Source organism: Novosphingobium sp. IK01 (assembly GCF_033242265.1).
In the GTDB taxonomy this organism is placed as follows: domain Bacteria; phylum Pseudomonadota; class Alphaproteobacteria; order Sphingomonadales; family Sphingomonadaceae; genus Novosphingobium; species Novosphingobium pituita.
In genome coordinates this window covers 852,856-878,193 of sequence record NZ_BTFW01000001.1, presented here as the reverse complement: position 1 = coordinate 878,193, position 25,338 = coordinate 852,856, and the positions used below count along the sequence as shown (strand labels likewise).

Sequence of the window (25,338 nt, the reverse complement as noted above, 5' to 3'; positions counted from 1 at the left end):
GCCGCGCCGCCTATACTTGCGCTAGGGCCAAGCGCAAGCGTGCAGGCAGTGAGGCATCGTGATCAAGCAGAGTTCGACCCTTTCCCGCCCCACTTCTGGCCCCTCCACTGCCGGATCAGGGGCGTTCGCGCCGCGTGGCCGGCGCCGGGCCTTCGGGCTGGCGGTGATGGCCGGCCTTGTGGCGGCCGGTGTGGTGGGGCTTGTGGTGCTGGCCTGGTCGATGGGCGGCCCCCGGCCGGAAAGCTGGCACGAGGTTCCCGTGGCAATGCCCGCCGTGGCTCCGGCCAGTCCGGTTCCGGCGCAGAAGTCCGGGCCTGTTGCCGGGCCGGGAGCGCACGCATGAAGCCGCGTCTGTTGCGCTCGCCGCTCTGGCGCCATGCCTTGCTCGGCTGTGTCGGCCTTGGCGGGATGACCGGGGCTTTGCTGGCGCAGGAATCGCTGTTGCCACCCGGTTTCGAGAAGCCGGGGACGAGCGCGGCGACGCGGCCTGCGCGCCCTGCGCCCCGGCCCACCCCCCATCCGGCGGCGGCCCCGGCTGCTGCGCGAGCCGCCGCAGTGCAGGCCCCTGCCGCATCGGTGCCTGCCCCGGCGGCTGCCCCGGTGATCCAGCCCCTGCCGCTCGATGAAAGTGTCGACGTGGCAGGCACGGCGGCCCCGCGCGGGCCGGTCGATCCGCTCGATTCGATCGACCCGAACACGCTCGATGCGCTGATCGCCAGGGCCCGGCCCAAAGAGGACATTCCCCCGCGTGCCCAGCGCAGCCTTGCGCGGGTGGGGGTGATCGATCAGGTCGATGGCGGTTTTCCGGCCACGTCGACGCATTACCTCAACGGTGCTTTCGTCGAGCCGTTGCTCGCGCAGATGAACGGGCCGCTGGTTTCGCGCTGGGGGCACATTCTGGTGCGGCGCGCGCTGGCCAGCCGCCTCGATACGCCGGTGGGCATGAACGGGGCCGACTGGGCCGCGCTGCGCGCCGGGCTGCTGTTGCGCATGGGCGAGGCCGATGCCGCGCGCGCCATGGTGCAGTCGGTCGACAGCGGGTTCTTCACCCCCGGCCTCGAAGATGCGGCCATGGGCAGCTTCATGGCCACGGCCGATCCGATCGGGCTGTGCCCGGTGACGGCGCTGACCGCTTCGGGGCGTCCGGGCTGGAACTGGGATCTCGCCCGTGCGATCTGCTCGGCCTATACCGGCGACGGGCCGCCCGCGATGGCCCAGCTCGACCGCCTGATCCGGCGGGGCGGGGGCGCGCGGATCGATGTTCTGCTGGCCGAGAAGTTTGCCGGGGCGGCGACCGCCACCCGGCGCGCGGTGACGATAGACTGGAAGGATGTCGACGGGTTGACGCCGTGGAACACCGGCCTTGCCTTCGCGACCGGGATCGAGCCGCCGCAAGACCTGCGCGAGAAGGCCTGGGCCGATTATGCGGTTCTGGCGGTGCGCGCGCCGATGCTGCCCTTGGCCACGCGCTGCGCCGCAGCCGACGTGGCCGGGGGGCGCGGCATCCTGTCGAGCGCGGCCATGGTCGATCTCTACAGCCAGGTTGCCGCCATCGATGCGGCGGACGGGGCGGTTCAGGACAAGACCTGGGGCCCGCTCGCCGCGCAGTTGCGCACGGCCTATGTGGCGACAGATGCCGGGGACCGTCTGGCCGCGATCAAGGCGCTGTGGGGCTCGCCCGACGACCCCGAGAAGGCCTATTCGCGTCTCGTGCTCACGGCCTATGCCGCCGCGCGGATGGTGCCCAGCCAGGACATGGCGGGCGATGCGCGCACGCTGATCGCCTCGATGCTGACCGCCGGGCTCGATGCCAATGCCGCGCGCTGGGGCGCGGTGGTGCCTGCCGGAAGCGGGGCCTGGGGCCTTGTCGCGCTGGCCGCTCCGGTCAAGAGCGCGGTGATCAATGGCGAAGTGCTCGACAGTTTCCAGAGCGAGGATGACAGCAGCGGGGCCTTGCGCTCGCAGTTCCTGCTGGCAGGCCTGATGGGCCTGGGCCGTGTCGACGATGCGACGGGGCAGGCCTTTGCGGGCAAGCTCAAGCTCAACCTCGCGCGCGAGACGCGCTGGACCCGTGCGATCGACGATGCCGCCGCTTCGGACAACCCCGCGCTTGTCGCGCTGCTCGCCGGGTTCGGCATGCAGGCGGCCAGCTGGGACAAGATGACCGCAGTCCACCTCTACCACATCGTTTCGGCGCTGCGCCGGGTGGGGCTTGAGGGCGAGGCGCGGATGATCGCCGCCGAAGCCGTGGCGCGGGTGTGAGCGGCAAGCTGGCCGGGCGGCAGGACGAAACGGCGCAGGATGGGGCACGGCAGGCGGGTGCATCCGCCGCTTTTGCAGGGTCTTCGCGCCCGGTTGCCGCTTTTCTGGAAATGATGGCGGCCGAGCGCGGGGCGGCGGCCAACACGCTGGCGGCCTATGCCCGCGATCTGGCGGCGGCAGAGGCTGTGGTCGGCGATCTTCTGGCCGCCGACGAGGACGACCTTGCCGGGCTGGGCGAGGCGTGGATCGATCTGGCTGCCTCCTCGGTGGCACGGCGGCTTTCGGCCTTGCGGCAGTTCATGGCCTTTGCCCAGGAAGAGGGCCTGCGCGAGGACAACCCGGCGGCAACGCTGGCCCGTCCGCGCGCGCGGCGCCCTTTGCCACGCCTGCTGACCCATGAAGAGATCGACCGGTTTCTCGACACCGCCGAGGCCGAGGCCGCAGGCGGGACGCCCGAGGGCCTGCGCCTACTCGCGCTGGTCGAGCTGCTCTATGGTTCGGGCCTGCGGGCGAGCGAACTGGTGGGACTGCCGCTTGCGGCGCTGCCGCGCGACGTGCCGTTTCTGGCGGTGACGGGCAAGGGGGGACAGCAGCGGCTGGTGCCGGTCTCGACCCGCGCGCTGGCGGCCTTGCGGGGCTGGCTGGCGGTTCGTCCCGGTGGAAGCAATGGGGGGGGAGGCAATGCGGGCGGGAAGGGCGGGGGCTCGCGCTTCCTGTTCCCCTCGCCGCGCGGGGGGCATCTGAGCCGGGTGCGGCTGTTCCAGCTGGTCCGCGAACTGGCGGTAAAGGCCGGGATCGACCCCGAAAAGGTCAGTCCGCATGTCCTGCGCCATGCCTTTGCCACGCATCTGCTCGAAGGCGGGGCGGACTTGCGCGTGTTGCAGACACTGCTGGGCCATGCCGACATCGCGACCACCGAAATCTACACCCACGTCGATTCCGCGCGGCTCGTCGAACTGGTCAATGCCCGGCATCCCCTGAGCGATTGCCAGAGTGCCCGGCAAAACGACCCCGAAGGCGCCCCGGAAGCCGCCCCCGAAGGCGATCCCCAAAACGGTCATTCCATGCGGGGCCATTGACCAAACGCGAAGCTGCCCCTAGCGAAGCCGCCATGATTTCGTACCTCGAATTCGAAAAGCCCGTCGCCGCTCTCGAAGCCCGTATCGCCGAACTGCGCGAAACGGCTGCTGCCAGTGGCGAACTGGACATCGCCGCCGAGATCCGCCGCCTGGAAAACAAGTCGGCTGAACTTCTGGCCAGCACCTATCGTGCGCTCTCGCCCTGGCAGAAGACGCAAGTGGCGCGCCACCCCGCGCGCCCGCATTTCCGCGACTATGTGGCCAACATGTTCACCGGCTTCATGCCGCTGGGCGGGGACCGTCTCTATGGCGAGGACCAGGCCATCATCGGGGGCTTTGCGCGCCTTGGGGACCGCCGGGTCATGCTGATCGGCCACGAAAAGGGCCACGACACGCAGAGCCGGATCAAGCACAATTTCGGCATGGGCAAGCCCGAAGGCTACCGCAAGGCGGTGCGCCTGATGGAAATGGCCAGCCGATTCGGGCTGCCGGTGGTCACGCTGGTCGATACTTCGGGCGCGTTTCCGGGCGTGGAAGCCGAAGAACGCGGCCAGGCCGAGGCGATTGCCCGCTCGACGCAGGCCTGCCTCGAACTGGGCGTGCCGATGGTCGCCACGATCGTGGGCGAGGGCGGCTCGGGCGGCGCGGTGGCGCTGGCGAGCGCCGAGCGCGTGCTGATGCTCGAACATGCGGTCTATTCGGTGATCTCGCCCGAAGGCTGCGCGTCGATCCTGTGGCGTACGGCGGCCAAGGCCCCCGATGCCGCCGAAGCGATGAAGGTGACCGCGCAGGACCTGCTGGGCCTTGGCGTGATCGACCGCATCGTGGCCGAGCCGGTGGGCGGGGCCCATCGCGATCCGGTCGCGACCTGTGCGTCGCTGGCCACGGCCATTGGCGAGGAACTCGATCATCTGGCGGGCAAGACGCCTGATTCCCTGCGCGCCCTGCGCGCCGAACGGTTCCTGCGCATCGGGGCCTGATACCGGACCTTCGGGACCGAAAAAAGGGCCGCTGGACGTGTCTGACGTCCGGCGGCCCTTTTCGTGTCCGGGCTTCAGGCCGGTCCGGGGCTGCTCCCGATCGGAGCGGTTGATCCGATTGTATCGGTTCAACCGCTCAAGGTCTTTGTTTTGCCGCGTTTTCCGAAACGCCGGGTGATTCCACCCGGCTTGAAAACGCTTTAGAGCCCGACCCAAAAGTCGGGCGGCGGAGGTTTGGCGAGGGATTTTGGGTCACCACAAGAAGGCTGAGAGCCCAGCGATGCTAGAGGCATCGTGGCGAACAGCCGACGCCGTGGTGGCACAAAAGACCCGCCAAACCGACCCGAAAGACTTTTGGGTCGGGCTCTTAGAGGTGGCCATCCTGGGCGTTGTCCATGTCGTTCGACACCAGGTTGAAGGTGTTCGAGATCGAGTTGCCCAGGGCGCCCATCGCGGTGATGGCGGCAACGGCGATGAGCGCGGCAATCAGGCCATACTCGATGGCGGTGGCGCCTTCTTCGTTCCGGACGAGTTCGCTTTGCGAAAGGCGGCGAGAGAGGCGGCGGATGAAATTCATGTCGTAATCTCCTGGCGAGAGCTTCTGACCCGGACCGGAACGCCAATGGCCGACGCCAATGGATTTCCTCGGACAGGCAGAGAACTACGCAGGAAAGCCGAATATCGGTCTAAGTCGCCCCTCAGGGATTGTGCGTAGCGTTTTTGACGACCTGGAAGAGAACGTAGAGCTGATTGGTAAATGCGGTCAGCCCAAAGACCATCGCGAGGCCCAGGAGGCCGACCAGCAGCCCGTACTCGACGAGGGTCACGGCATTGTTGTCGCGCATCACCTTGCGCAGGAATTGAATCATTTGCTTGCCCCGTCACCACCTTGTCCGATGCCTCTAGCGCAAACGCAGCTAAGAAAGTGTAGCCATGGCCTGCGCGGCCTTGCGCAAGCCTGTCAGGGAGCCTGTTAATCGATGTCGTCAATCTTGCCTGCCGATCAGCCTGCGACCCCTGCTGCGGGCGCTCAGGGGCCTGTGGGGCCGCTTCTGGTGGTGGCGGGGGCTCTGGTCGAGGGAGAAGGACCTCTGGCCCGTGTGCTGCTGCAAAGGCGCCCCAGGGCCAAGCATCATGGCGGGTTGTGGGAATTTCCCGGCGGCAAGGTCGAGGACGGGGAGAGCCCGGCTGCCGCGCTGGCGCGCGAACTGGGCGAGGAACTGGGCATCGTGGTCGATCAGGCCGATCTCGTGCCGATGACCTTTGCCGTGGACGATGTGCGGCAGGGGGGAGGGCCGGGGACAGGGCAGCGGGCCCTCGTGCTCATGCTTTATCTGTGCCGTCGCTGGCAGGGTATTCCCGTTGCCATGGAAGGGGTTGAGGATGGGGCCGCGCTCGAATGGGTGGCTCTGGCAGACATGAAGGAATGGGCGATTTCCGCCAAAATGCCCCCTCTCGACATTGCGCTGTGCATAACTTTCCAAAAAATGCTTTTGGCCTGAACAAGGCGCTTGCCAACCCCGCCAGTCTGACATAGAGGCGCGGCTCCCCGGCACCCGTAGCTCAGCTGGATAGAGCATCAGACTACGAATCTGAGGGTCGGACGTTCGAATCGTTCCGGGTGCGCCATCCTTCCAGGGGTGGGGCAGGGGAAGCAGCTCAGGGCCTGTTCGCAGGTTTTGGGCGATGACATTGGCAGGCACCCGTAGCTCAGCTGGATAGAGCATCAGACTACGAATCTGAGGGTCGGACGTTCGAATCGTTCCGGGTGCGCCACATGTCATCCTTCGCGTTTGCCTTTTGGGGCGCGCGCAGGGCGGATCACATCGGTATGCACCCGTAGCTCAGCTGGATAGAGCATCAGACTACGAATCTGAGGGTCGGACGTTCGAATCGTTCCGGGTGCGCCACCGCCCTTTGGGCCAGAGGCCAATCTTCTCTCCATCAACGCTGTATCGTCCTGTCGTCTGGTCGGGGCGCTTTGTCTGGTCCGCTCGTTGGGCCTGCTGGCCGCGTGCGCACGGGCATGGCGCTTTCGGGGTGCCCGGCGGCGCTTTCGCAAAATATTTCTTCGTTCATGCGATTGCCGCGCGCGCAGGGTGCGTCTGCGCAATGGGCCCTGCCTCATGCTGCACTTGCGAAGCGGTGGGCGTGCCGTGATTTTGGCGGTAGCCGGCTTCTTTGTCCGGGCTCTCTCCCAGCTTGCCGCTCCGGGCTTGCGCAAGTGCGAACAAGGGTCTTTCCGACCAGCATTTTCGTTATACTAGTATAACAAGGGCGCTGTCGTTATCGAACGTGATCGTTCGGCGGAAAACCGCCCGTGGGGGGCGTTGCGCAATGCGTGAGAGTGGTTCAAGACAAGCGCGGTCCTGCGAATTCGCAGGATTTTGAGGCTGCCAGAATAAGGATATTGAGACTTGGCCAAGTCCGCCAGGCCGCGCGCCGCCACTCCGCAATCTTCCGCTCCCCAGGCCCCCGCTGCGCAAGCGGCCCCGACGCCGGCTGCAACGCCCGACGCGTCGGCCGCATCCGACAGCCCGGTCGAGGATGAAGCGACGTTCGCCCTGCGCAGCCTTCAGCAGCGCCACGCGAACAACACCCGCTACGAGGCTTCCGACGCCGAGCTGCTCAAGTTCTACGAGCAGATGGTCCTGATCCGCCGCTTCGAGGAAAAGGCCGGCCAGCTTTATGGTCTGGGCCTGATCGGCGGCTTCTGCCACCTCTACATCGGCCAGGAAGCGGTCGCGGTGGGTCTCCAGTCGGCGCTCAACGAGGGCCACGACAGCGTGATCACCGGCTATCGCGACCATGGCCACATGCTGGCCTATGGTATCGATCCCAAGGTGATCATGGCCGAACTGACCGGTCGCGGTGCGGGTATCTCGCACGGCAAGGGCGGTTCGATGCACATGTTCTCGACCGACCACAAGTTCTATGGCGGGCACGGCATCGTTGGCGCGCAAGTGCCGCTGGGCGCGGGCCTTGCCTTCGCGCACAAGTATCGCAACGATGGCGGCGTGTGCATGGCCTACTTCGGCGATGGCGCGGCCAACCAGGGGCAGGTCTACGAAACCTTCAACATGGCCGCGCTGTGGAAGCTGCCGATCGTGTTCGTGGTCGAAAACAACGGCTACGCCATGGGCACGGCGGTCAAGCGCGGTTCGGCCGAGACGCATTTCTATCGTCGTGGCACGGCCTTCCGCATTCCGGGCATTCCGGTCAACGGCATGGATGTGCTCGAAGTGCGCCAGGGCGCCGAAGTTGCGCTCGAATTCGTGCGCGCGGGCAATGGCCCGGTCCTGCTCGAACTCAACACCTATCGCTATCGCGGGCACTCGATGTCCGACCCTGCCAAGTATCGCAGCCGCGAGGAAGTGCAGGAAATGCGCGAGAAGCACGATCCGATCGAGGCCGCCAAGCAGGAACTGCTCAAGCGCGGGGTGACCGAGGACGCGATCAAGGACATCGACAAGCAGATTCGCCAGCAGGTGGCCCAGGCCGCCGACTTTGCCGAAAGCTCGCCCGAGCCGGACATGGCAGAGCTTTATACCGACGTGCTGGTGGGGACCTACTGAGATGGCAATTGAACTGAAGATGCCGGCCCTCTCGCCGACGATGGAAGAGGGCACGCTCGCCAAGTGGCTGGTCAAGCCGGGCGACGAAGTGAAGTCGGGCGACATTCTCGCCGAGATCGAGACCGACAAGGCCACGATGGAATTCGAGGCGGTCGACGAAGGGACCGTGGGCGAACTGCTGATCCCGGCCGGGACCGAAGGCGTGAAGGTGGGCACGGTGATCGCCACGCTTCAGGGCGAGGACGAACCGGCGGCAACGCCCGCTGCGGCGCCTGCTCCTGCCCCGGCAGCCGAAGAAACCGACCACGGTACTGACCACAAGGCCAAGGCCGCAGCGGCCATCGCGCCCAAGACCAGCACCAAGCCTGCTGCCGACCCGGAAATCCCGGCCGGCACGACGATGGTGCCGACGACCGTGCGCGACGCCCTGCGCGACGCCATGGCCGAGGAAATGCGCGCCGACGACGCCGTCTTCGTGATGGGCGAGGAAGTCGCCGAGTATCAGGGTGCCTACAAGGTGACCCAGGGCCTGCTCGACGAATTCGGCGCCCGCCGCGTGATCGATACCCCGATCACCGAATATGGCTTTGCCGGGATCGGCGCGGGCGCGGCCATGGGTGGCCTCAAGCCCGTGATCGAGTTCATGACGTTCAACTTCGCCATGCAGGCGATCGACCACATCATCAACTCGGCGGCCAAGACCAACTACATGTCGGGCGGCCAGATGCGGTGCCCGATCGTGTTCCGTGGCCCCAACGGGGCGGCGGCGCGCGTGGGCGCGCAGCACAGCCAGAACTATGGCCCGTGGTACGCCGCCGTGCCGGGCCTCATCGTCATCGCGCCTTATGACGCGGCGGACGCCAAGGGCCTGCTCAAGGCCGCCATCCGCAGCCCTGACCCGGTGGTCTTCCTCGAAAACGAACTCGTCTATGGCCGCACGTTCGACGTGCCCGCGCTCGACGACTTCGTCCTGCCGATCGGCAAGGCGCGCGTGGTGCGCGAGGGCAAGGACGTGACGATCGTGTCGTACTCGATCGGCGTCGGCTTTGCGCTCGAAGCGGCTGAAAAGCTCGCCGCCGAAGGCATCGAGGCCGAAGTGATCGACCTGCGCACGCTGCGCCCGCTCGACAAGGACACCGTGCTGGCCAGCCTCGCCAAGACCAACCGCATGGTCGTGGCCGAGGAAGGCTTCCCGGTCTGCTCGGTCGCCTCGGAAATCATCGCCATCGCGATGGAAGAAGGTTTCGACAACCTCGACGCGCCGGTTCTGCGCGTGTGCAACGAGGACGTGCCGATGCCCTATGCCGCCAACCTCGAAAAGGCCGCGTTGATCGACGCGGGCAAGATCGTGGCGGCGGTCAAGAAGGTCTGCTACCGCTAAGCGGTTGGAGACGTTCTTGATATGCATGATCTGATTGATACCTTGCCGCCGCTCGAAAGGCTGGCGGCAAGTTATGCCCCTGCCGCAACCCGTCCGCTGTGGATCGGGTATTTCGCGCTTGAACAGCGCCTGGCCGATACCGCGCGCGACGGGCGCGATCCGATCATGGTGCAACTGCGCCTCGCCTGGTGGCGTGACCGCCTGGGCGAGGACAGCGCCAAATGGCCCAAGGGCGAGCCTCTGCTCGCCGCGCTGGGCCCGTGGAATCCCGAACGGGCGGCGCTGGTCGCGCTCGTTGACGGGATCGAAGCCCTTCATGTGGGCGAGAAAGGCCCGGCTGAGCGTGATGTCGCGCGGGTCGGGATCATGGCCGCGCTCGCGCGCTTTTCCGGCGGAGCCGGGGGGGGCGCTGTCGAGCGGGCGGCGCGCGAATGGACGGGGCTGGAGCCTGCGCCCGGTTCGGCGCCGCGTTTGCCGCGCGCGATGCGGCCTCTGGTGCTCTTGCGCGGGCTGGCGCTGCGCGGCGAGGGCGGTTCGCCGTTCCTGCGCTTCCTGACCGCCTTGCGCCTCGGCCTGCTGGGCCGCTGATCTCCCTTTTCTGATCGGTCCTGCCAATTCGGCAGGGGTTGCCTCTTTTTCGCGGCTCTCATGCGCCTACCATCATGGCGGGCGTTATGGGAGTGGCGCGGGATGAGCAGGATCTTGCTTGGCGGGCTGGGGGCTTTGCTGCTGGTGGCCGCTGGCGTGTTCTGGTGGCAGGGGCAGGCGGCGGTTCAGGCCACTGCGCCGGTGATCGCCGGGCCTTCGGCAGAAGCGCCACCCGATGACGGGGCGGACGAGGCGCTGCCCAGTGCCGATCCGGGCGACATGGCCGGGCCTGCCTTGCCCCATGCGAGCGAGCAGACCCGCGAACAGCGCCGCTTCGACCGGCTCGACAGGGATCGCGACGGGCGGATCACCCGCAACGAGATGCTCGCGCCCCGCGTCAAGGATTTCCGCAAGCTCGATGTCGATGGCAACAACCTGCTGACATTCGAGGAATGGGCCGTGGCGACCGGCAATCGCTTCAAGGCCGCCGATGCGAACGGCGATGGGGTGCTGGAACGGGGCGAATATGCCGCGACGAAGGCCAAGGCGGCGAAGAAGCCGGTTTGCCGGTGCAAGTGAGGACGTGACGCAGGGCCCCGGACCCGATCCGGGGCCCTGCGTTGAGGGAGGATCAGGGCGCTGTTGGCAGATCAGGGGCAAGGGTTTCCAGCCATGGGGTAAAATCGGCCTTGCCGCGCGCGGTATAGGCTTCCTTGCGGCTCTTTTTCTTGACCGAGGGATCGACCGGCGGGAACAGGCCGAAGTTCACGTTCATCGGCTGATAGGTCTGGGCTTCGGCATCGCCGGTGATGTGGCTGAGCAGGGCGCCGAGCGCGGAGGTGACGGGCGGGGGCGTCCAGTCGCGGCCCGCCAGTTCGCTGGCCGCCATGAGCCCGGCGAGCATGCCGATCGAGGCGCTTTCGACATAGCCTTCGCAGCCGGTGATCTGCCCGGCAAAGCGGATGTTGGGCGAGGACTTGAGGCGCAACTGGCGGTCGAGCAGCGTGGGCGAATGGATGAAGGTGTTGCGGTGAAGCCCGCCAAGCCGCGCGAATTCGGCGTTTTCAAGGCCGGGGATCGTGCGGAACAGGCGGACCTGCTCGGCATGCTTGAGCTTGGTCTGGAAGCCGACCATGTTCCACAGCGTGCCCAGCTTGTTGTCCTGCCGAAGCTGGACGACCGCATAGGGCCAGCGCCCGGTGCGCGGATTGTCGAGGCCGACCGGCTTCATCGGGCCGAAGCGCAAGGTTTCGACGCCGCGCTGGGCCATGACCTCGATGGGCATGCAGCCATCGAAATAGGGGGTATTGGCCTCCCATTCCTTGAACTCGGTCTTTTCGCCGTCGATCAGGCCCTGGTGGAAGGCAAGGTACTGGTCCTTGTCCATCGGGCAGTTGATATAGTCCTTGCCGGTGCTTTCCGGGCCTGAGGCCTTGTCCCAGCGGCTCGCCATCCAGCAGATGTCCATGTCGATGGAGTCGCGATAGACGATCGGCGCGATGGCATCGAAGAAGGCCAGCGCATCGGCGCCGGTGGCCTGCCCGATGGACCCGGCAAGGGCCGGGGCGGTCAGCGGGCCGGTGGCGACGATGGCCATGCCTTCGCCCGGCAGGGTGTCGACGCGTTCGCGCACGACTTCGATATTGGGAAGCTGCGCCAGTGCGGCCTCGACGGCGGCGGAGAACACGTCGCGGTCGACCGCGAGGGCCGAGCCTGCGGGCACGCGCGCCTTGTCGGCGGCGGCCATGATCAGGCTGTCGCAGCGGCGCATCTCGTGGTGGAGCAGGCCGACCGCGTTCTTTTCATCGTCGTCCGAGCGGAACGAGTTCGAGCAGACGAGTTCGGCCAATCCGTCGCCCTGATGGGCCGCGGTGGTTTCGCCGCTGCCGCGCATTTCCGACAGGCGGACGCGAAAACCCCGGCGCGCGAGCTGCCAGGCCGCTTCGGAGCCGGCCATGCCGCCCCCGATGATGTGGATCTGATGGGACATGAAACGCTTACTCGGGCTGGGGAAGGGCGACCGAGCCATCGGGCAGGCGCGAAAGCGGCTCCATCGCCACCACCGCGGCGAGCGGCAGCGGCACGTAGAGATGGGGGAACAGCGCCCCGCCGCGCGAGACTTCCCACTTCAGGCTGGGGCCGAAGGCGGTGAGATCGACAGTGGCGACATGAAGGTCGCCCTGCCCGGCGAAATGCTTGTCCACCGTGGCGGTCACCTGATCGGCGGTCGACATGTGGATATAGCCATCGGCCAGATCGACCGGGGCGCCGCCGAACGTGCCGCTTTCGAGTTCGGCACGCTGTTCGCCGGTCAGCACCTTGTAGGCGAGGGTTTCAGCCGGAATGGCGGCGCTCATTCCGCGCCGCCTTCGTCACCGGTTTCGCCGGCTGCTTCCGGTGCGATCCCGGCCAGTTCGGCTTCTTCGCCATCGGTGTCCGGTTCAGCCAGACGCACGGCGCTCACTACCTGTTCGGCGCCCGAGACGTTGAACAGGCGCACGCCGGCCGAGCCACGCCCGATCACGCGCAGCGAGCCGAGCGGCAGGCGGATCAGCTTGGCCTGGTCGGTCACCAGCATCAACTGGTCGGCCTGGGTCGCCGGGAAGCTCGCCACCACCGGGCCGTTGCGGCCGATGTTGTCGATATTGGTGATGCCCTGACCGCCACGGCCCGTGCGGCGATATTCATAGGCCGACGACATCTTGCCATAGCCGTTGGCGCAGACGGTGAGGATGAACTGTTCCTTGCCCACCAGTTCCTGATAGCGCTCGGCGGACATCTGCGGTTCGCCTTCCTTTTCGGCCTTCCACGGCGCGAAGCGGAGGTAATCCTCGCGTTCGTCCTGATCCTTGACCCCGGCGCGGTGGAGGATCGAGAGCGAGATGACCTCGTCGCCGTCCTTGAGCGCCATGCCGCGCACGCCGGTCGAGGTGCGGCTCTGGAATTCGCGCACGTCGTCGGCGGGGAAGCGGATGGCCTTGCCCGCGCGGCTTGCCAGCAGCACGTCGTCGCCTTCGGAGAGCAGCGCCACGCCGATCAGGCGGTCTTCGGTCTCGTCCTCGAACTTCATCGCGAACTTGCCGTTCGAGGGGATGTTGGCAAAGCTGTCCATCGCGTTGCGGCGCACGTTGCCCTTGGCCGTGGCGAACATGACGTTGAGCTTGCCCCATTCGGCCTCGTCTTCCGGCAAAGGAAGCACGGCGGCGATGGTTTCGCCCTGGTCGAGCGCGGGCAGCAGGTTGACGACCGGACGGCCACGGGTGGCCGCGCCCCCTTCGGGAAGGCGCCAGACTTTCAGGCGATAGACCTTGCCCGCCGTCGAGAAGAACAGCACCGGGGTATGCGTGCTGGCCACGAACATCGTGCCCACGGCATCCTCGTCCTTGGTGGCCATGCCCGAACGGCCCTTGCCGCCGCGCGCCTGGGCGCGGAAGGTCGAGAGCGGGGTGCGCTTGATATAGCCGTCGAGGGTGATCGTCACGACCATGTCCTCGCGCTCGATCAGGTCTTCGTCGTCGATGCCGTCGGCGGCCGGGGCGATCTGCGAGAGGCGCGGGGTGGCATAGGCCGCCTTCACCTCGACCAGTTCCTCGCGCATGACCGCATAGAGCTTCTGGCGGTCGGCGAGGATCGAGAGGTATTCGGCGATGGCGATGGCGAGCTTTTCCAGCTCGTCGCCGATTTCGTCGCGGCCCAGCGCGGTCAGGCGGTGGAGGCGCAGATCGAGGATCGCGCGGACCTGGATTTCCGAGAGGCGATAGGTGCCCTCGGTGGCGACGGCATCGTCCTCGATCGCTTCGACGAGGCGGATATAGGAGGCGATTTCACCCATCGGCCATTCGCGGGCAAGCAGGGCCTCGCGAGCCAGCGCCGGGTTGGCCGAGCCACGGATGATCCTGACGACTTCATCGAGGTTGGTGACCGCCACCACGAGGCCGAGCAGGATATGGGCGCGGTCGCGCGCCTTGTTCAGCTCGAACTTGGTGCGCCGCGTGATCACTTCCTCGCGGAAGCGCACGAAGCTTTCGATGATGTCCTTGAGGTTGAGGATTTCCGGGCGCCCGCCACGGATGGCGAGCATGTTGGCCGGGAAATTGGACTGGGCAGGGGTGTTGCGCCAGAGCTGGTTGAGCACGACCTCGGGCGAGGCGTCGCGCTTCAGGTCGACGACGACGCGCACGCCCTCGCGGTTGGATTCGTCGCGGATGTCCGAGATGCCCTCGATCCGCTTGTCCTTGGCGGCTTCGGCGATCTTCTCGACGAGGTTCGACTTGCCGACCTGGAAGGGAATCGAGGTGAGCACGATCGAGCGGCGGTTGGCGTCGCGGCCCCGGCCTTCCTCGATCTCGTGGCGGCAGCGCATCATGATCGAGCCGCGGCCTTCGGTATAGGCCTTGCGCGCGCCGCTCGCGCCCATGATCAGCGGGGCAGTGGGGAAATCGGGGCCCGGAATGATCTGGATCAGCTCATCGATCGAGATCAGCGGGTTGTCCATGTAGGCCAGGCACCCGTCGATCACTTCGCCCAGGTTGTGGGGCGGGATATTGGTGGCCATGCCCACCGCGATGCCGCCCGCGCCGTTGACCAGCAGGTTGGGGAAGCGCGCGGGGAGAACTTGCGGTTCGTGCTCGGCGCCGTCGTAGTTGGGCTGGAAATCGACGGTGTCCTTGTCGATGTCCGCGAGCAGGCTGTCGGCGACCTTGGCGAGGCGCGCTTCGGTGTAGCGCATCGAGGCCGGCGGATCGGGGTCCATCGAGCCGAAGTTGCCCTGGCCGTCGATCAGCGGCAGGCGCAGCGACCAGTCCTGGGTCATGCGCGCGAGCGCGTCGTAGATCGCCGCGTCGCCATGGGGGTGATATTTACCCATGGTGTCGCCGACGATACGCGCCGACTTGCGATAGGGCTTGCCCGAGGTGAAGCCGTTTTCGTGGCTGGTCCACAGGATACGACGATGAACCGGCTTCAACCCGTCGCGCACGTCGGGCAGCGCGCGGGCCACGATCACGCTCATCGCGTAATCGAGGTAGCTGGTTTTCATTTCATCGACGATGTCGATCCGCTGGAATTCGGCTTCGGGAATGCCGGGGGTAGGATCGATCGGGGTGATGTCGTCGCTCACTATGCAGGGCTCACTGTGCTGGCTTTTGTGTCATATCGTCCAGAGAACCACAGGCCCTAGGCCTCTTGTGCGCAAAAGGCCAGCAAACGGTGCGACTTCGCGCGGAGGATGGGGCACTTTTCCACACATGTGGAGCACAGGCGACGGGGGCCTGAGGAGTGGGGCGAACGTCATTCAATCGCGGTTCACGGCAAGGTTCCTATTCTCTTCAAGAGTTGCCAAGGGCGTCATTGTGCGTATCAAGCGGCAGTCAGGCCCAAAAACGGGCCGACCGGGTTTTAAGAGGCCGACCTGAAATGATCGGCGGGGGTTAACAGGGGATCGGGCATGACCGATGCGCAATGGCTGGTCCCTGCGTATCAGCCCGTTCGTCCGTCCCGCCGGGGGTCGAACAGGAGACATGACAATGCACGGTTCTGTGTGGAGTTCGGGTAAGGGCGCGATTGCCCGCGCGGCGATGGCCGTGGCGCTGGCCTCGGGCCTTGGCATGAGCCTGGGGGCGGTTCCGGCGATGGCCAAGGATGCCAAGCCGGCCGCTGGCGCCAATTCCAAGGAATTCCTGGCCGCTGCCGGGCCGTATCAGCAGCAGTTCAACGCCTGGGTGGCCACCAAGGGCAAGGCTGCCGACGCCGAGTACAAGGCTGCCGCGCAGAACCTCGTTCCGGGTCTGGCTGCTGTCGAGGCGGCGGCCAAGACCCCGCTCGATTTCATGATCGTGGGCAACTGGCAGCAGGTTCTGGGCGGCGCCACGGGCGACACCAAGCTTCAGCAGAAGGGCCTCCAGCACATGGCCGACAGCGGCCAGATGCCCGCCGACCGTGTGAGCATGGTGCAGTATTTCCTGGGCGCCACGGCCTATCAGAACGGCGACTATGCGACCGCGACCAAGGCGCTGCGCGCGGCGGTCGACGCCAACTACAACGAGGACAACGCCGCCGAAATCCTCGCCGACTCGTTCGTCAAGCAGAACCAGCCCGCCCAGGCCCTCGACGCGCTCAAGGCTGCGATCGCCGTGCGCAAGGCTGCCAATGGCACCGTGCCGGTCAACTGGTACAAGCGCGGTCAGGTGATCGCCTACAACGCCAAGCTCGGCCCGCAGGCCATCGAATGGGCGACGCTGACCGTTTCGGTCGACCCGACCCCGCTCAACTGGCTGGGCGCCGGCCAGCTCGTTCGTGAATTCAGCACGTTCGGCAAGGAGGAATCGGTCGATCTGGGCCGCCTGTTCCTGCGCACGGGCGCGCTGGGTGTCGACAAGCAGTACACCGCGCGTGAATACATCGAATATATCCAGGCCGCCGACCCCCGTCGCCAGCCGGCCGAAGTGATCAAGGTGGCCCAGCAGGGCATCGCTGCGGGCGCGATCTCGGCGACTGACCCGTTCGTGGCGGACTCGATCGCCCAGGCCAAGGGCCGCATCGCGGCGGGCGACAAGGCCTCGCTCACCAGCCTCGAGCGCGATGCCAATGCCGCTGCCGATGGCAAGCTGGCCGCCATCGCGGGCGACGCCTACTTGTCCTATGGCGAGGCGGCCAAGGCCGAGGAACTCTACACGACCGCGCTCAAGAAGGGCGTGGCCGACAAGGACCGCACCGAAACGCGCTTGGGCATCGCCCTGCTCGACGAAGGCAAGACCGCCGAAGCCAAGGCCGCGTTCGCGACCGTGGGCGGCGTGCGCGCGCCGCTGGCCAAGCTCTGGACGGTCTATGCCGATACCAGGACCGCCGCGAAGTAAGCGGCCGGTCTTGCGGTAGAGAAAAAGGGCGGCCCGCAAGAGCCGCCCTTTTTTTGTATTCGCAGAAGCGAGCGGCGATCAGATCGCCGGGGCGAATTCGCCGGTCTCTTCGTCGAGCAGGTGCAGCACGCCATCGGAAATGGCGAAGAAGGCACCGCGCAGGCGAAGCGTGCCGTTGGCTTCCTTGTGCTTGACGCAGGGGAACGTGCGCAAGTTGGCAAGGCTGGCCTTGACCCCGGCCATTTCCATCGCGCGCTCGGCGGTGCGGCCGGTGGTGCCATGAGCGGCGACCACGGGCGCGCGCGCTTCATCGAGCATCGAGATCCAGTCGGCCACGAAGCCGCCGTTGCCCGGCTCGCAACCGGCCAGTTCCTGGGTCAAGGCCGCGCGGCAACCGCCGCACATGCCATGGCCCATGACGATCACTTCGTTCACCTTGAGGACCTGGACGGCATATTCGAGCGCGGCGGAAACGCCGTGGTGGCCGGGCGTGGTTTCAAACGGAGGGACCATCGCGGCCACGTTGCGCACGACGAACATCTCGCCCGGATCGGTATCGAAGATCTGGGCGGGGTCCACGCGGCTGTCGGAGCAGGCGATGATCATGACCCTGGGTTCCTGGCCCTCGCGAAGGCGTTCCCAGCGGTCGTGGTGGGGGGTCCAGCCATCGCTGCGGAAGCGGCGATAACCATCGAGGAGCTGTTCCAGCTCGGGAGAAGTCTGCTGTGCCATGGCAAACGGGCATGCCGTGTTCGATTGGCACTTTCAAGTGCTCGAAGTTATGCCTATCTGCACCCCCATGACCGAACCCGCCAGCAATCGCACCATCGCCCAGGCTTCTGTCGAGACCGTTGATCAGGCCCGACCCGAGCGCAACCGCAAGCCCGACTGGATCCGCGTGAAGGCGCCGGGCAGCAAAGGCTATGGCGAGACGCGCCAGCTCATGCGCGACCTCAAGCTCAATACCGTGTGCGAAGAGGCGGCCTGTCCCAATATCGGCGAATGCTGGACCAAGAAGCACGCCACGGTGATGATTCTGGGCGACGTGTGCACGCGCGCCTGTGCGTTCTGCAATGTGAAGACGGGCATGCCGCGCATGGTCGATGCGTCCGAGCCGGGCCATGTGGGCGAGGCCGCGGCGCAGATGGGCCTTGAGCACATCGTGATCACCTCGGTCGACCGCGACGACCTGCCCGACGGCGGCGCAGGCCAGTTCGTCAAGGTGATCAGGGCCCTGCGCGAGCAGACCCCTTCGACCACCATCGAGATCCTGACCCCCGATTTCCGCAACAAGATGGAGCGCGCCGTCGCCGCCATCGTCGAAGCCGGGCCCGACGTCTACAATCACAATCTCGAGACCGTCCCGCGTCTCTATCCCACGATCCGTCCCGGCGCGCGCTATTATGCCTCGCTGCGCCTGCTCGAACAGGTCAAGCGCCTGAACCCGATGATCTTCACGAAATCGGGCATCATGCTCGGCCTTGGCGAGGAACGTCTCGAAGTGCATCAGGTGATGGACGACATGCGCTCGGCGCAGATCGACTTCCTGACCATGGGCCAGTACCTCCAGCCCACGCCCAAGCACACCAAGGTCATGGAATTCGTGACGCCCAAGGCCTTCGATGCCTATGGCGCGATCGCGCGGGCCAAGGGCTTCCTTCAGGTCGCGTCGAGCCCGCTTACGCGTTCGAGCTATCACGCGGGCGAGGATTTTGCCCAGATGAAGGCCGCGCGCGAGGCACAGCTGGCCAAGGCTGCCGCTCGCACCGGCGCGGCCTGATTCCATGCCCCGCATTGCCGAAAGACGGAGCCTGGCCTGGTCGGCCCGGCAGATGTACGATCTCGTCGCCGATGTGCGCCGCTACCCGGAGTTCCTGCCCTGGGTCGTGGCCACGCGGATCAAGTCGGACAGCGAGACCGAAATGGTGGCCGACATGATGGTCGGCTTCAACGCTCTGCGCGAAAAGTTCACCTCGCGCGTGCACAAGCATGCGCCCCGTGATGGTGATCCGGGGCGCATCGAGGTCGACTATCTCGACGGGCCGATGAAGAGCCTGTCGAACAACTGGGTTTTCGAGGACGCGGACAACGGAGGCTGCACGATCGCCTTCACGGTCGAGTTCAGCTTCCGCAATGCCCTGTTCGAGAAGATCGCCGGGCAATATCTGGATCGCGCGTTCCGCAAGATGGTGGCCGCGTTCGAGACGCGGGCCGAGCGGCTTTACGGGAACGAGGCCCTGACCTGACTCTGGGGGGGCCTGATCCTGTCGGCTGTTTCCGGTCGTTGCCCCACGTCTGATCGGGGGCAACGACCGGAGGTTGCTCCTGTCAGGGGACGAGGTTGTTTTCTTCGCCCGGTTCGGGAAGCTCATCGGTCGGCTCGGCCGGAACCAGCGTATCGGCGAGCGGAAGCAGCAGTTCGAGCGCGCAGAGCGTGGCGGCATGGCGCACGGCGCTGCGGGTGTGGCAATCGTCGAACAGGCGGGTTTCGGCCATGATGTCTTCGGGGTTCTGCCCGCGTTCGGCCCGCGCGAAAACGACCGTGCCCACCGGCTTCTGCTCCGAGCCGCCATCGGGCCCGGCAATGCCGGTGATCGCCACGGCGACATCGGCGCCCGAGTGCGCCAGCGCGCCTTGCGCCATCGACCAGGCCACCGCGACCGAGACCGCGCCCACAGCGTCGATCACGTCGAGCGAGACGCCCAGTTGCTCGTGCTTGGCCTCGTTCGAATAGGTCACGAAGCCGCGGTCGACCACGCTCGACGAGCCCGCGATTTCGGTCAGCGCGGCGGCGACGAGGCCGCCGGTGCAGCTTTCGGCAAGGGCGACGGTGCGCCCCGCGTCACGGTTTTCGTCGATCACGCGCTGGGCCAGCGCCACGATGTCCTGGGGAAGTAGGCAATCCATAAGGGGACTTTCGCTTGTCACAGGTCTGTCGGGCACAAAGGGAGCCCGGATTTACCCACCGGCGCACCGGTGGTTCCCGGCCGCGGCGCGGTCAGGTGTAAAACGAAGCCGACGAGAGCGGCGGTATTGCCCGGCGGGAGCGGGGCGAGCAGGCGCGTGGCCATTTCGAGCGCGCCGCACTGGTCGGGCTTGAGGCGTTCGCTCACCAGTTGGCCGACCATGCCGTCGGCAAAGGGTTGCAGCGCCGTATCGGGCAGATGGGCCATGCTGGCGATCGTGGGGTCGATCTTGCCGTTCGCGCCCGTGCCGCCTTGTTGCGCGAGCTTGAGCAGCGCGGCCTTGGCATGGGGCCAGGCGGCGGGCTTGGCGGCGGCATAGCGGGTGAGCAGGCCCTGGCCTTCGCGGGCAAAGAAGCCCTGGGGCGAAAGGTGGGGCGCGCAGGCGCTCATCGCGCTGCCCATGGCCGAGGGCAGGGCATAAGTCACGATGGCCTCGACATCGCTGTTGTCGAGGCAGGGGGCCCTGTTCGATGCGGGGCCGGGTGCGGGCGCCGCCTGTACCGTCTGCGCGCCGGCCATGGCGGCCAGGGCAGCGATGAGGGCGGCGCGGCGCACGGTCATTTCGGCATCACCGTGGCGACGGCCTGGGCCGCGATGCCTTCGCCGCGTCCGGTCAGGCCGAGGCGTTCGGTGGTGGTGGCCTTGACGCTCACCCGGTCGAGCGGAAGCTTGAGGATTTCGGCAAGGCGCGCGCGCATGGCGGCCTTGTGCGGGCCGATCTTGGGCGCTTCGCAGATGATCGTCACGTCGACATGGGCGATCTGGTGGCCGCTCTGGTCGACGAGGTGGGCAGCATGGGCGAGGAACCGGTCGGACGAGGCGCCCTTCCACTGCGGGTCGGACGGCGGGAAGTGGTCGCCGATGTCGCCCGCCGCGATGGCACCCAGGATCGCATCGACGAGGGCATGGATCGCAACGTCGGCGTCGGAATGACCCGACAGGCCCATGGTGTGATCGATCTTGATCCCGCAGAGCCAGAGTTCCTGCCCCGATTCAAGGCGATGGACATCAAAGCCCATACCGGTTCGAGGAAGGGCGATGGGCGCGGTGGGCGCAACAGGCATTGTCTCGGTCTCCAGATCGCTGGCGAAAGTCACCTTGCGCAGGGCTTCGTCGCCCGGAACGAGGGCCACGGCCAGGCCTGCGGCGGCGGCGACTTGGGCGTCGTCTCCCGCTTCGGCGGGCTTGTTGTCTTGTGCTTCCCCCACCTGTTTACCCCACGCGCGGTGGGCGGCAAGGATCGCGTCATAATGAAACGCTTGCGGGGTCTGCACGCGGTAGAGGTCCTCGCGCGCAACCATGTGGTCGCGCAGGCCCTGCGCGCCGCGCACCACGCTGTCGACCACCGGCAGCACGGGGATCGCGCCCGGCACGGTGTCGAGCGCGGCGATCAGGCCCGCGATCACGGCGGCGGGCAGCACCGGGCGCGCGGCGTCGTGGATCAGGACATGGGCGGGCGCGCTGTCGGCCAGGGCTTCGAGCGCATGGGCGACCGATTCCTGCCGCGTGGCGCCGCCGTGGATGAACACGAGGTCGGGCAGGCCTTGCAGGCTGGCTGCGGCGGTCTGTTCCCAGCCGGCCGGGATCGCCACGACGATGGGGGCGATGCCCGCCGCGACGAGCGCCTCGACACTGTGGCGAACCAGCGGCTTGCCATGCCAGATCGCGAACTGCTTGGGCACGGCGCCACCCGCGCGCAGGCCCTTGCCCGCAGCCACGACGATGGCGGCGGCGGAGGGGGCGGCAGGGGAGGGCTGAACCGATGGTGAAGGGGGGGGAGGTGTGGTCATTCGAGGGGCGCCTCTACCAGCAGGTCCCCCCATCGGGCAAGCGCTCTTGCCGACAAGCTTGCCGGGCACGCTGTCTTGGATTAAGGCGCCTGCCTGTTTTTTAGGCAATACGTGATCATGACTCAGGCACCCGTTCCCCCCAGGCTCGCCCCTTTGCAGGTCGGCCCCGTCCGTATCGACAGCCCCGTCGTGCTCGCGCCGATGACCGGGGTTTCGGATCTTCCGTTCCGCACGATGGTCCGCCGCTTTGGCTCGGGCCTCAACGTGACCGAGATGATCGCCAGCCCGGCGGCCATCCGCGAAACGCGCCAGTCGATCCAGAAGGCCGCCTGGCACCCGATGGAAGAGCCCGTCTCGATGCAACTCGTGGGCTGCGAGCCCGAGCAGATGGCCGAGGCGGCCAAGCTCTCGGAAGACAAGGGCGCGGCGATCATCGACATCAACATGGGCTGCCCGGTGCGCAAGGTCGTCAATGGCGACGCCGGCTCGGCGCTGATGCGCGATGTGCCGCTTGCCGCGCGGCTGATCGAGGCGACGGTCAAGGCGGTCAAGGTCCCGGTCACGGTCAAGATGCGCATGGGCTGGTGCCACGACAGCCTCAACGCCCCTGAACTGGCGCGCATCGCCCAGGATCTGGGCGCGCAGATGATCACCGTTCATGGCCGTACCCGCAACCAGATGTACAAGGGCAGCGCCGACTGGGGCTTTGTCGCCCGTGTCAAGGAAGCCGTCTCGGTGCCGGTGATCGTCAACGGCGACATCTGCGGCGTGGACGACGTGGCCCAGGCTCTCGCCCAGAGCGGGGCTGACGGGGTGATGATCGGGCGCGGGGCCTATGGCCGCCCGTGGCTGCTCGGGCAGGTCATGCACTGGCTGGAAACCGGCACGCTGCGTGAAGACCCGAGCCTTGAGGAACAGTATCGCCTGATCGTCGAGCACTATCACGCGATGCAGGAGCATTATGGCACCGTCACCGGCGTCAACATGGCGCGCAAGCATCTGGGCTGGTACACCAAGGGCCTGACCGGCTCGGCCGAGTTCCGCAACCGCGTCAACTTCATCGACAATCCCAGGGACGTGCTCGACAGCCTCGAAGCGTTCTACGCCCCTCTGGTGGAGGCCCGCGCGGCGGCATGAGCCAGCAGGGGCAACCGGATCGTGTGGACAGGGCCGAAACCGGTCCTGTGCCCGATGCGGGCCGGATGCCCGATCCGAACCGGATGCCAGATCCCAACAGGATGATCGCCAGTTTTCCGCTGGCGGTCCTGCTGCTCGATCCGGCGATGGTCGTGGCGGCGGTCAATCCGGCGGCGGAGCAACTGCTCGGGCAGAGCGTGCGGCGACTGGTCAACCGGCCGCTCGAACAGGTGCTGGTGTTCGACGAGCCCTTGATCGTGAGCCGTCTGGCCGATGCCCAGACCCATCTGGTCGCGCGCAAGGTGCGGGTCGGTCTGGCCGGGCAAAGCGCGCGCGCACTCGACCTGATGACCGCGCCGGTCGCGCATCATCCGGGCTGGCAGATGCTCGTGCTGCACGAGATGAGCGGGGTCGAGGGGCTGGGCGACGATGTCCATGGCGCGGGCGAGGGCGAAACCGGCGCCTTGCGCGCGCCCGAAGTGCTCGCCCACGAGATCAAGAACCCGCTGGCGGGCATTCGCGGCGCGGCGCAACTGCTCGACCGCAAGCTGGGCGAGGCGGATCGCGCACTGACCGGGCTGATCACCGCGGAAGTCGACCGGATCGCCAAGCTGATCGACACCATGCAATCGCTTTCGCGGCGCATCCGCGAGCCTGCGGTGCCCTGCAACCTCCATGTCGCCATCCGCCGCGCCGAGGCGATCATTGCCGCGAGCGATGCGGCGAGCGATCGTGGGGTGGTCCCCGTCCGCGAGGAATTCGATCCCTCGCTGCCCCCGGTCATGGCCAATCCCGATGCGCTCGTGCAGGTCATGCTCAACCTGATGACCAATGCGCGGGAAGCCTGCGAAGGACGGGATGAGGGAATGGGCGGGCGGCAGATCATGATCCGCACGCGCTTTGCCAGCGGCATTCAGGTCCATTCGCGCGGGCAGCGGGCGCTGCGCCTGCCGATCGAGGTCAGGGTCAGCGACAACGGGCCCGGTGTGGACCCGACCTTGCGCGACCATATCTTCGAGCCCTTCGTGACCGCCAAGAAGCACGGACAGGGGCTGGGACTGGCGCTGGTGCAGAAACTGGTGCGCGAGATGAACGGGCGGATCACCCACGACCGCGACGAGGAAGGGGGCTGGACCCATTTCCGCCTGCATCTGCCCGTGGCCGGGTCGGTTGCCGAGGATGCCCCGGAAAAACGCGATCCGCAGGAAAAAGAGGCAGGGAAGGGACGATGACCGAGGCCATCTTGCTGGTCGAGGACGATGCCTCGATCGCGATCGTCATTACCGCCGCGCTTGAGGCCGAAGGGCTGCGCGTCGATCGCTGCGACAGCATCGCCGGGCGCGACCGGCTGCTGGCGGCGCATTCCTATGGCCTGATGCTCACCGACGTGATGCTGACCGATGGCGATGGCATTGCCAGCCTGCCCCCCGTGCGCGCGGCGTTTCCGCGGATGCAGGTGATCATCCTTTCGGCGCAGAATACCCTCGATACGGCGGTGCGGGCGAGCGAGACGGGGGCTTTCGAGTATTTCCCCAAGCCTTTCGACCTTGAGGAACTGGTCCGCACGGTGCGACAGGCGCTCGGCTCGAACGAGGCGGCGGACCTCTCCGGGGCCGACGAGGAGCTGGGGCAGGCCCTGCCGCTGGTCGGGCGCAGTCCGGCGATGCAGGCGGTCTACCGGATGATCACGCGCGTGCTGCGCAACGACCTGACGGTGCTGATCCTGGGCGAATCGGGCACCGGCAAGGAACTCGTGGCCGAAGCGATCCACCAGCTCGGCAGCCGGCGCGAAGGGCCGTTCGTGGCGGTCAACACGGCAGCCATTCCGCATGAGCTGATCGAGAGCGAGCTGTTCGGCCACGAAAAGGGCGCGTTTACCGGGGCTGTGGCGCGCCATGTCGGCAAGTTCGAGCAGGCCGCGCGCGGCACGCTGTTCCTCGACGAAATCGGCGACATGCCGCTCGAAGCGCAGACCCGGCTGCTGCGCGCGCTGCAATCCGGGCGCATCCGCCGCGTGGGCGGGACCGAGGAAATCGCGCTCGACTGCCGGATCATCGCGGCGACCAACCGCGATCTCGTGCCGATGATTGCCTCGGGCCAGTTCCGCGAGGATCTCTATTATCGCCTCGCGGTCGTGCCGATCGAGCTGCCGCCCTTGCGCGAGCGGGCCGACGACGTGGAGGCGCTCTCGCGGCATTTCCTCGCTCGTGCGGCGGCTGACGGGCTGCCCCGGCGCCAGCTTTCGGCCGGCGGCGCGGCGCTGCTCGCGCGGCAGCCCTGGCGGGGCAATGTGCGCGAGTTGCGCAACGTGATCTTCCGTCTGGCCCTGCTCGCGCGCGATGACGTGATCGACGAGGCCGCCATCGAGCCGTTGCTGGCTGGCGACGTGCCCGCCCTTCCGCGCGCCGGGGAGGCCGGGCTGTTTCCGGGCGAGGCCGATGGCGAAGGCATCGCGGGTGATGGCCGCGAGGATTTTGCCACAGCCCTTGCCCGTTTCATCGAGGAAGCCCGACCCGAGGCCGGAACCCTCTATGACGCGGCACTGGCCGCGTTCGAGCGCCCGCTGTTTCTCCATGCGCTGGCCCAGACCGGGGGGAACCAGTTGCGCGCGGCCCAGCTTCTGGGGATCAACCGCAATACCTTGCGCAAACGTCTGGGCGATCTGGGGATCGCGCCCGAGGATGCCCTGACCATCCGGTAAGGCTCGCCCGACAGGGACGGGCGGG

The 25,338-nt window shown here is 67.0% G+C and carries 24 protein-coding genes and 3 tRNA genes; 18 read left to right on the top strand and 9 right to left on the bottom strand.

Annotation, left to right across the window (positions count from 1 at the left end; all coding sequences use genetic code 11):
• Positions 1-58 precede the first annotated feature (58 nt).
• From SBI20_RS04295 to SBI20_RS04280, 4 genes are read left to right on the top strand one after another with little or no spacing between them, the layout of a single operon-like run.
• The gene (locus tag SBI20_RS04295; protein ID WP_317973883.1) at positions 59-343 is read left to right on the top strand and encodes a hypothetical protein; all 285 of its coding nucleotides are present in this window, start codon (positions 59-61) and stop codon (positions 341-343) included.
• A complete protein-coding gene (locus SBI20_RS04290) occupies positions 340-2,262 on the top strand; it encodes a hypothetical protein (RefSeq protein WP_317973882.1) in 1,923 nt (640 codons plus the stop codon). The genes SBI20_RS04295 and SBI20_RS04290 overlap by 4 nt, the downstream gene beginning before the upstream one ends.
• Positions 2,259-3,341 (top strand): tyrosine recombinase, encoded by a 1,083-nt coding sequence (locus SBI20_RS04285; RefSeq protein WP_317973881.1) that lies wholly within the window; start codon positions 2,259-2,261, stop codon positions 3,339-3,341. Before SBI20_RS04290 ends, SBI20_RS04285 begins: the two co-directional genes overlap by 4 nt.
• Before the next feature lie 32 nt (positions 3,342-3,373).
• The gene (locus SBI20_RS04280; protein ID WP_317973880.1) at positions 3,374-4,321 is read left to right on the top strand and encodes an acetyl-CoA carboxylase carboxyltransferase subunit alpha; all 948 of its coding nucleotides are present in this window, start codon (positions 3,374-3,376) and stop codon (positions 4,319-4,321) included.
• A 367-nt stretch (positions 4,322-4,688) separates the two neighbouring features.
• On the opposite strand, the gene SBI20_RS04275 is transcribed toward SBI20_RS04280, so the two are convergent.
• Both SBI20_RS04275 and SBI20_RS04270 read right to left on the bottom strand, forming a co-directional pair.
• On the bottom strand, positions 4,689-4,898 hold the full coding sequence (locus tag SBI20_RS04275) for a Flp family type IVb pilin (protein ID WP_317973879.1): 210 nt from the start codon (positions 4,896-4,898) through the stop codon (positions 4,689-4,691).
• 121 nt (positions 4,899-5,019) lie between these two features.
• A complete protein-coding gene (locus tag SBI20_RS04270; protein WP_317973878.1) occupies positions 5,020-5,190 on the bottom strand; it encodes a Flp family type IVb pilin in 171 nt (56 codons plus the stop codon).
• Between the two features lie 111 nt (positions 5,191-5,301).
• On the opposite strand from SBI20_RS04270, the gene SBI20_RS04265 reads away from it, so the two are divergent.
• From SBI20_RS04265 to SBI20_RS04230, 8 genes are all read left to right on the top strand, one after another.
• The gene (locus SBI20_RS04265) at positions 5,302-5,823 is read left to right on the top strand and encodes a (deoxy)nucleoside triphosphate pyrophosphohydrolase (RefSeq protein WP_317973877.1); all 522 of its coding nucleotides are present in this window, start codon (positions 5,302-5,304) and stop codon (positions 5,821-5,823) included.
• Positions 5,824-5,873: 50 nt separating this feature from the next.
• Positions 5,874-5,950 (top strand) — tRNA-Arg (locus tag SBI20_RS04260).
• 70 nt (positions 5,951-6,020) lie between these two features.
• Positions 6,021-6,097 (top strand) — tRNA-Arg (locus SBI20_RS04255).
• 57 nt (positions 6,098-6,154) lie between these two features.
• Positions 6,155-6,231, top strand: a tRNA-Arg gene (locus SBI20_RS04250).
• A 507-nt stretch (positions 6,232-6,738) separates the two neighbouring features.
• The gene (pdhA, locus tag SBI20_RS04245) at positions 6,739-7,896 is read left to right on the top strand and encodes a pyruvate dehydrogenase (acetyl-transferring) E1 component subunit alpha (protein WP_411911493.1); all 1,158 of its coding nucleotides are present in this window, start codon (positions 6,739-6,741) and stop codon (positions 7,894-7,896) included.
• A 1-nt stretch (position 7,897) separates the two neighbouring features.
• Entirely contained in the window at positions 7,898-9,277 is a 1,380-nt protein-coding gene (locus SBI20_RS04240; protein ID WP_317973876.1) for a pyruvate dehydrogenase complex E1 component subunit beta, read from the top strand.
• 21 nt (positions 9,278-9,298) lie between these two features.
• Positions 9,299-9,865 carry a hypothetical protein gene (locus SBI20_RS04235; RefSeq protein WP_317973875.1) on the top strand — a complete coding sequence of 189 codons (567 nt, stop codon included), beginning with the start codon at positions 9,299-9,301 and terminating at the stop codon, positions 9,863-9,865.
• A gap of 102 nt (positions 9,866-9,967) precedes the next feature.
• Entirely contained in the window at positions 9,968-10,444 is a 477-nt protein-coding gene (locus SBI20_RS04230) for an EF-hand domain-containing protein (RefSeq protein ID WP_317973874.1), read from the top strand.
• A gap of 52 nt (positions 10,445-10,496) precedes the next feature.
• Here the strand turns inward: SBI20_RS04230 and trmFO are convergent, their stop codons facing one another.
• From trmFO to gyrA, 3 genes are read right to left on the bottom strand one after another with little or no spacing between them, the layout of a single operon-like run.
• Positions 10,497-11,855: a methylenetetrahydrofolate--tRNA-(uracil(54)-C(5))-methyltransferase (FADH(2)-oxidizing) TrmFO gene (gene trmFO, locus SBI20_RS04225; RefSeq protein WP_317973873.1), complete on the bottom strand. Its 1,359-nt coding sequence runs from the start codon at positions 11,853-11,855 to the stop codon at positions 10,497-10,499.
• A 7-nt stretch (positions 11,856-11,862) separates the two neighbouring features.
• Entirely contained in the window at positions 11,863-12,222 is a 360-nt protein-coding gene (locus SBI20_RS04220) for a DUF952 domain-containing protein (RefSeq protein ID WP_317973872.1), read from the bottom strand.
• The gene (gyrA, locus tag SBI20_RS04215) at positions 12,219-14,963 is read right to left on the bottom strand and encodes a DNA gyrase subunit A (protein ID WP_411911539.1); all 2,745 of its coding nucleotides are present in this window, start codon (positions 14,961-14,963) and stop codon (positions 12,219-12,221) included. Before gyrA ends, SBI20_RS04220 begins: the two co-directional genes overlap by 4 nt.
• A 427-nt stretch (positions 14,964-15,390) precedes the next feature.
• Between gyrA and SBI20_RS04210 the strand changes: the two genes are divergently transcribed.
• On the top strand, positions 15,391-16,719 hold the full coding sequence (locus SBI20_RS04210; RefSeq protein ID WP_317973870.1) for a tetratricopeptide repeat protein: 1,329 nt from the start codon (positions 15,391-15,393) through the stop codon (positions 16,717-16,719).
• Between the two features lie 78 nt (positions 16,720-16,797).
• On the opposite strand, the gene SBI20_RS04205 is transcribed toward SBI20_RS04210, so the two are convergent.
• Positions 16,798-17,451, bottom strand: coding sequence for a carbonic anhydrase (locus SBI20_RS04205; protein WP_317973869.1), 654 nt, complete (start codon positions 17,449-17,451; stop codon positions 16,798-16,800).
• Between the two features lie 67 nt (positions 17,452-17,518).
• Between SBI20_RS04205 and lipA the strand changes: the two genes are divergently transcribed.
• Together lipA and SBI20_RS04195 are read left to right on the top strand one after the other, a co-directional pair.
• Positions 17,519-18,499 carry a lipoyl synthase gene (gene lipA / locus SBI20_RS04200; protein ID WP_317973868.1) on the top strand — a complete coding sequence of 327 codons (981 nt, stop codon included), beginning with the start codon at positions 17,519-17,521 and terminating at the stop codon, positions 18,497-18,499.
• A 4-nt stretch (positions 18,500-18,503) separates the two neighbouring features.
• Positions 18,504-18,965, top strand: a complete 462-nt coding sequence (locus SBI20_RS04195) for a type II toxin-antitoxin system RatA family toxin (protein ID WP_317973867.1) — start codon at positions 18,504-18,506, stop codon at positions 18,963-18,965.
• 82 nt (positions 18,966-19,047) lie between these two features.
• Here the strand turns inward: SBI20_RS04195 and SBI20_RS04190 are convergent, their stop codons facing one another.
• The 3 genes from SBI20_RS04190 to SBI20_RS04180 are packed head-to-tail and all read right to left on the bottom strand — an operon-like array spanning position 19,048 to position 21,475.
• Complete coding sequence (locus tag SBI20_RS04190) at positions 19,048-19,626, bottom strand: CinA family protein (RefSeq protein ID WP_317973866.1); 579 nt, start codon at positions 19,624-19,626, stop codon at positions 19,048-19,050.
• A gap of 17 nt (positions 19,627-19,643) precedes the next feature.
• On the bottom strand, positions 19,644-20,246 hold the full coding sequence (locus SBI20_RS04185) for a hypothetical protein (protein WP_317973865.1): 603 nt from the start codon (positions 20,244-20,246) through the stop codon (positions 19,644-19,646).
• On the bottom strand, positions 20,243-21,475 hold the full coding sequence (locus tag SBI20_RS04180; protein ID WP_317973864.1) for a bifunctional 2-C-methyl-D-erythritol 4-phosphate cytidylyltransferase/2-C-methyl-D-erythritol 2,4-cyclodiphosphate synthase: 1,233 nt from the start codon (positions 21,473-21,475) through the stop codon (positions 20,243-20,245). The genes SBI20_RS04185 and SBI20_RS04180 overlap by 4 nt, the downstream gene beginning before the upstream one ends.
• A 117-nt stretch (positions 21,476-21,592) precedes the next feature.
• Between SBI20_RS04180 and dusB the strand changes: the two genes are divergently transcribed.
• The 3 genes from dusB to SBI20_RS04165 all read left to right on the top strand — a co-directional run bounded on the left by dusB (position 21,593) and on the right by SBI20_RS04165 (position 25,313).
• The gene (dusB, locus tag SBI20_RS04175; RefSeq protein WP_317973863.1) at positions 21,593-22,612 is read left to right on the top strand and encodes a tRNA dihydrouridine synthase DusB; all 1,020 of its coding nucleotides are present in this window, start codon (positions 21,593-21,595) and stop codon (positions 22,610-22,612) included.
• 65 nt (positions 22,613-22,677) lie between these two features.
• A complete protein-coding gene (locus SBI20_RS04170; RefSeq protein WP_317976032.1) occupies positions 22,678-23,844 on the top strand; it encodes a two-component system sensor histidine kinase NtrB in 1,167 nt (388 codons plus the stop codon).
• A complete protein-coding gene (locus SBI20_RS04165; protein WP_317973862.1) occupies positions 23,841-25,313 on the top strand; it encodes a sigma-54-dependent transcriptional regulator in 1,473 nt (490 codons plus the stop codon). The genes SBI20_RS04170 and SBI20_RS04165 overlap by 4 nt, the downstream gene beginning before the upstream one ends.
• The last annotated feature ends 25 nt before the right edge of the window (positions 25,314-25,338 follow it).

Excerpts from the sequence above, each read along its gene's own strand:
- SBI20_RS04290 (WP_317973882.1), top strand. The coding sequence starts at position 340 with ATGAAGCCGCGTCTGTTGCGCTCGCCGCTCTGGCGCCATGCCTTGCTC.
- SBI20_RS04280 (WP_317973880.1), top strand. The coding sequence starts at position 3,374 with ATGATTTCGTACCTCGAATTCGAAAAGCCCGTCGCCGCTCTCGAAGCC.
- SBI20_RS04275 (WP_317973879.1), bottom strand. The coding sequence starts at position 4,898 with ATGAATTTCATCCGCCGCCTCTCTCGCCGCCTTTCGCAAAGCGAACTC.
- SBI20_RS04270 (WP_317973878.1), bottom strand. The coding sequence starts at position 5,190 with ATGATTCAATTCCTGCGCAAGGTGATGCGCGACAACAATGCCGTGACC.
- SBI20_RS04265 (WP_317973877.1), top strand. The coding sequence starts at position 5,302 with ATGTCGTCAATCTTGCCTGCCGATCAGCCTGCGACCCCTGCTGCGGGC.
- SBI20_RS04240 (WP_317973876.1), top strand. The coding sequence starts at position 7,898 with ATGGCAATTGAACTGAAGATGCCGGCCCTCTCGCCGACGATGGAAGAG.
- SBI20_RS04235 (WP_317973875.1), top strand. The coding sequence starts at position 9,299 with ATGCATGATCTGATTGATACCTTGCCGCCGCTCGAAAGGCTGGCGGCA.
- SBI20_RS04230 (WP_317973874.1), top strand. The coding sequence starts at position 9,968 with ATGAGCAGGATCTTGCTTGGCGGGCTGGGGGCTTTGCTGCTGGTGGCC.
- trmFO (WP_317973873.1), bottom strand. The coding sequence starts at position 11,855 with ATGTCCCATCAGATCCACATCATCGGGGGCGGCATGGCCGGCTCCGAA.
- SBI20_RS04220 (WP_317973872.1), bottom strand. The coding sequence starts at position 12,222 with ATGAGCGCCGCCATTCCGGCTGAAACCCTCGCCTACAAGGTGCTGACC.
- SBI20_RS04210 (WP_317973870.1), top strand. The coding sequence starts at position 15,391 with ATGCACGGTTCTGTGTGGAGTTCGGGTAAGGGCGCGATTGCCCGCGCG.
- SBI20_RS04205 (WP_317973869.1), bottom strand. The coding sequence starts at position 17,451 with ATGGCACAGCAGACTTCTCCCGAGCTGGAACAGCTCCTCGATGGTTAT.
- lipA (WP_317973868.1), top strand. The coding sequence starts at position 17,519 with ATGACCGAACCCGCCAGCAATCGCACCATCGCCCAGGCTTCTGTCGAG.
- SBI20_RS04195 (WP_317973867.1), top strand. The coding sequence starts at position 18,504 with ATGCCCCGCATTGCCGAAAGACGGAGCCTGGCCTGGTCGGCCCGGCAG.
- SBI20_RS04190 (WP_317973866.1), bottom strand. The coding sequence starts at position 19,626 with ATGGATTGCCTACTTCCCCAGGACATCGTGGCGCTGGCCCAGCGCGTG.
- SBI20_RS04185 (WP_317973865.1), bottom strand. The coding sequence starts at position 20,246 with ATGACCGTGCGCCGCGCCGCCCTCATCGCTGCCCTGGCCGCCATGGCC.
- SBI20_RS04180 (WP_317973864.1), bottom strand. The coding sequence starts at position 21,475 with ATGACCACACCTCCCCCCCCTTCACCATCGGTTCAGCCCTCCCCTGCC.
- dusB (WP_317973863.1), top strand. The coding sequence starts at position 21,593 with ATGACTCAGGCACCCGTTCCCCCCAGGCTCGCCCCTTTGCAGGTCGGC.
- SBI20_RS04170 (WP_317976032.1), top strand. The coding sequence starts at position 22,678 with ATGCCCGATCCGAACCGGATGCCAGATCCCAACAGGATGATCGCCAGT.
- SBI20_RS04165 (WP_317973862.1), top strand. The coding sequence starts at position 23,841 with ATGACCGAGGCCATCTTGCTGGTCGAGGACGATGCCTCGATCGCGATC.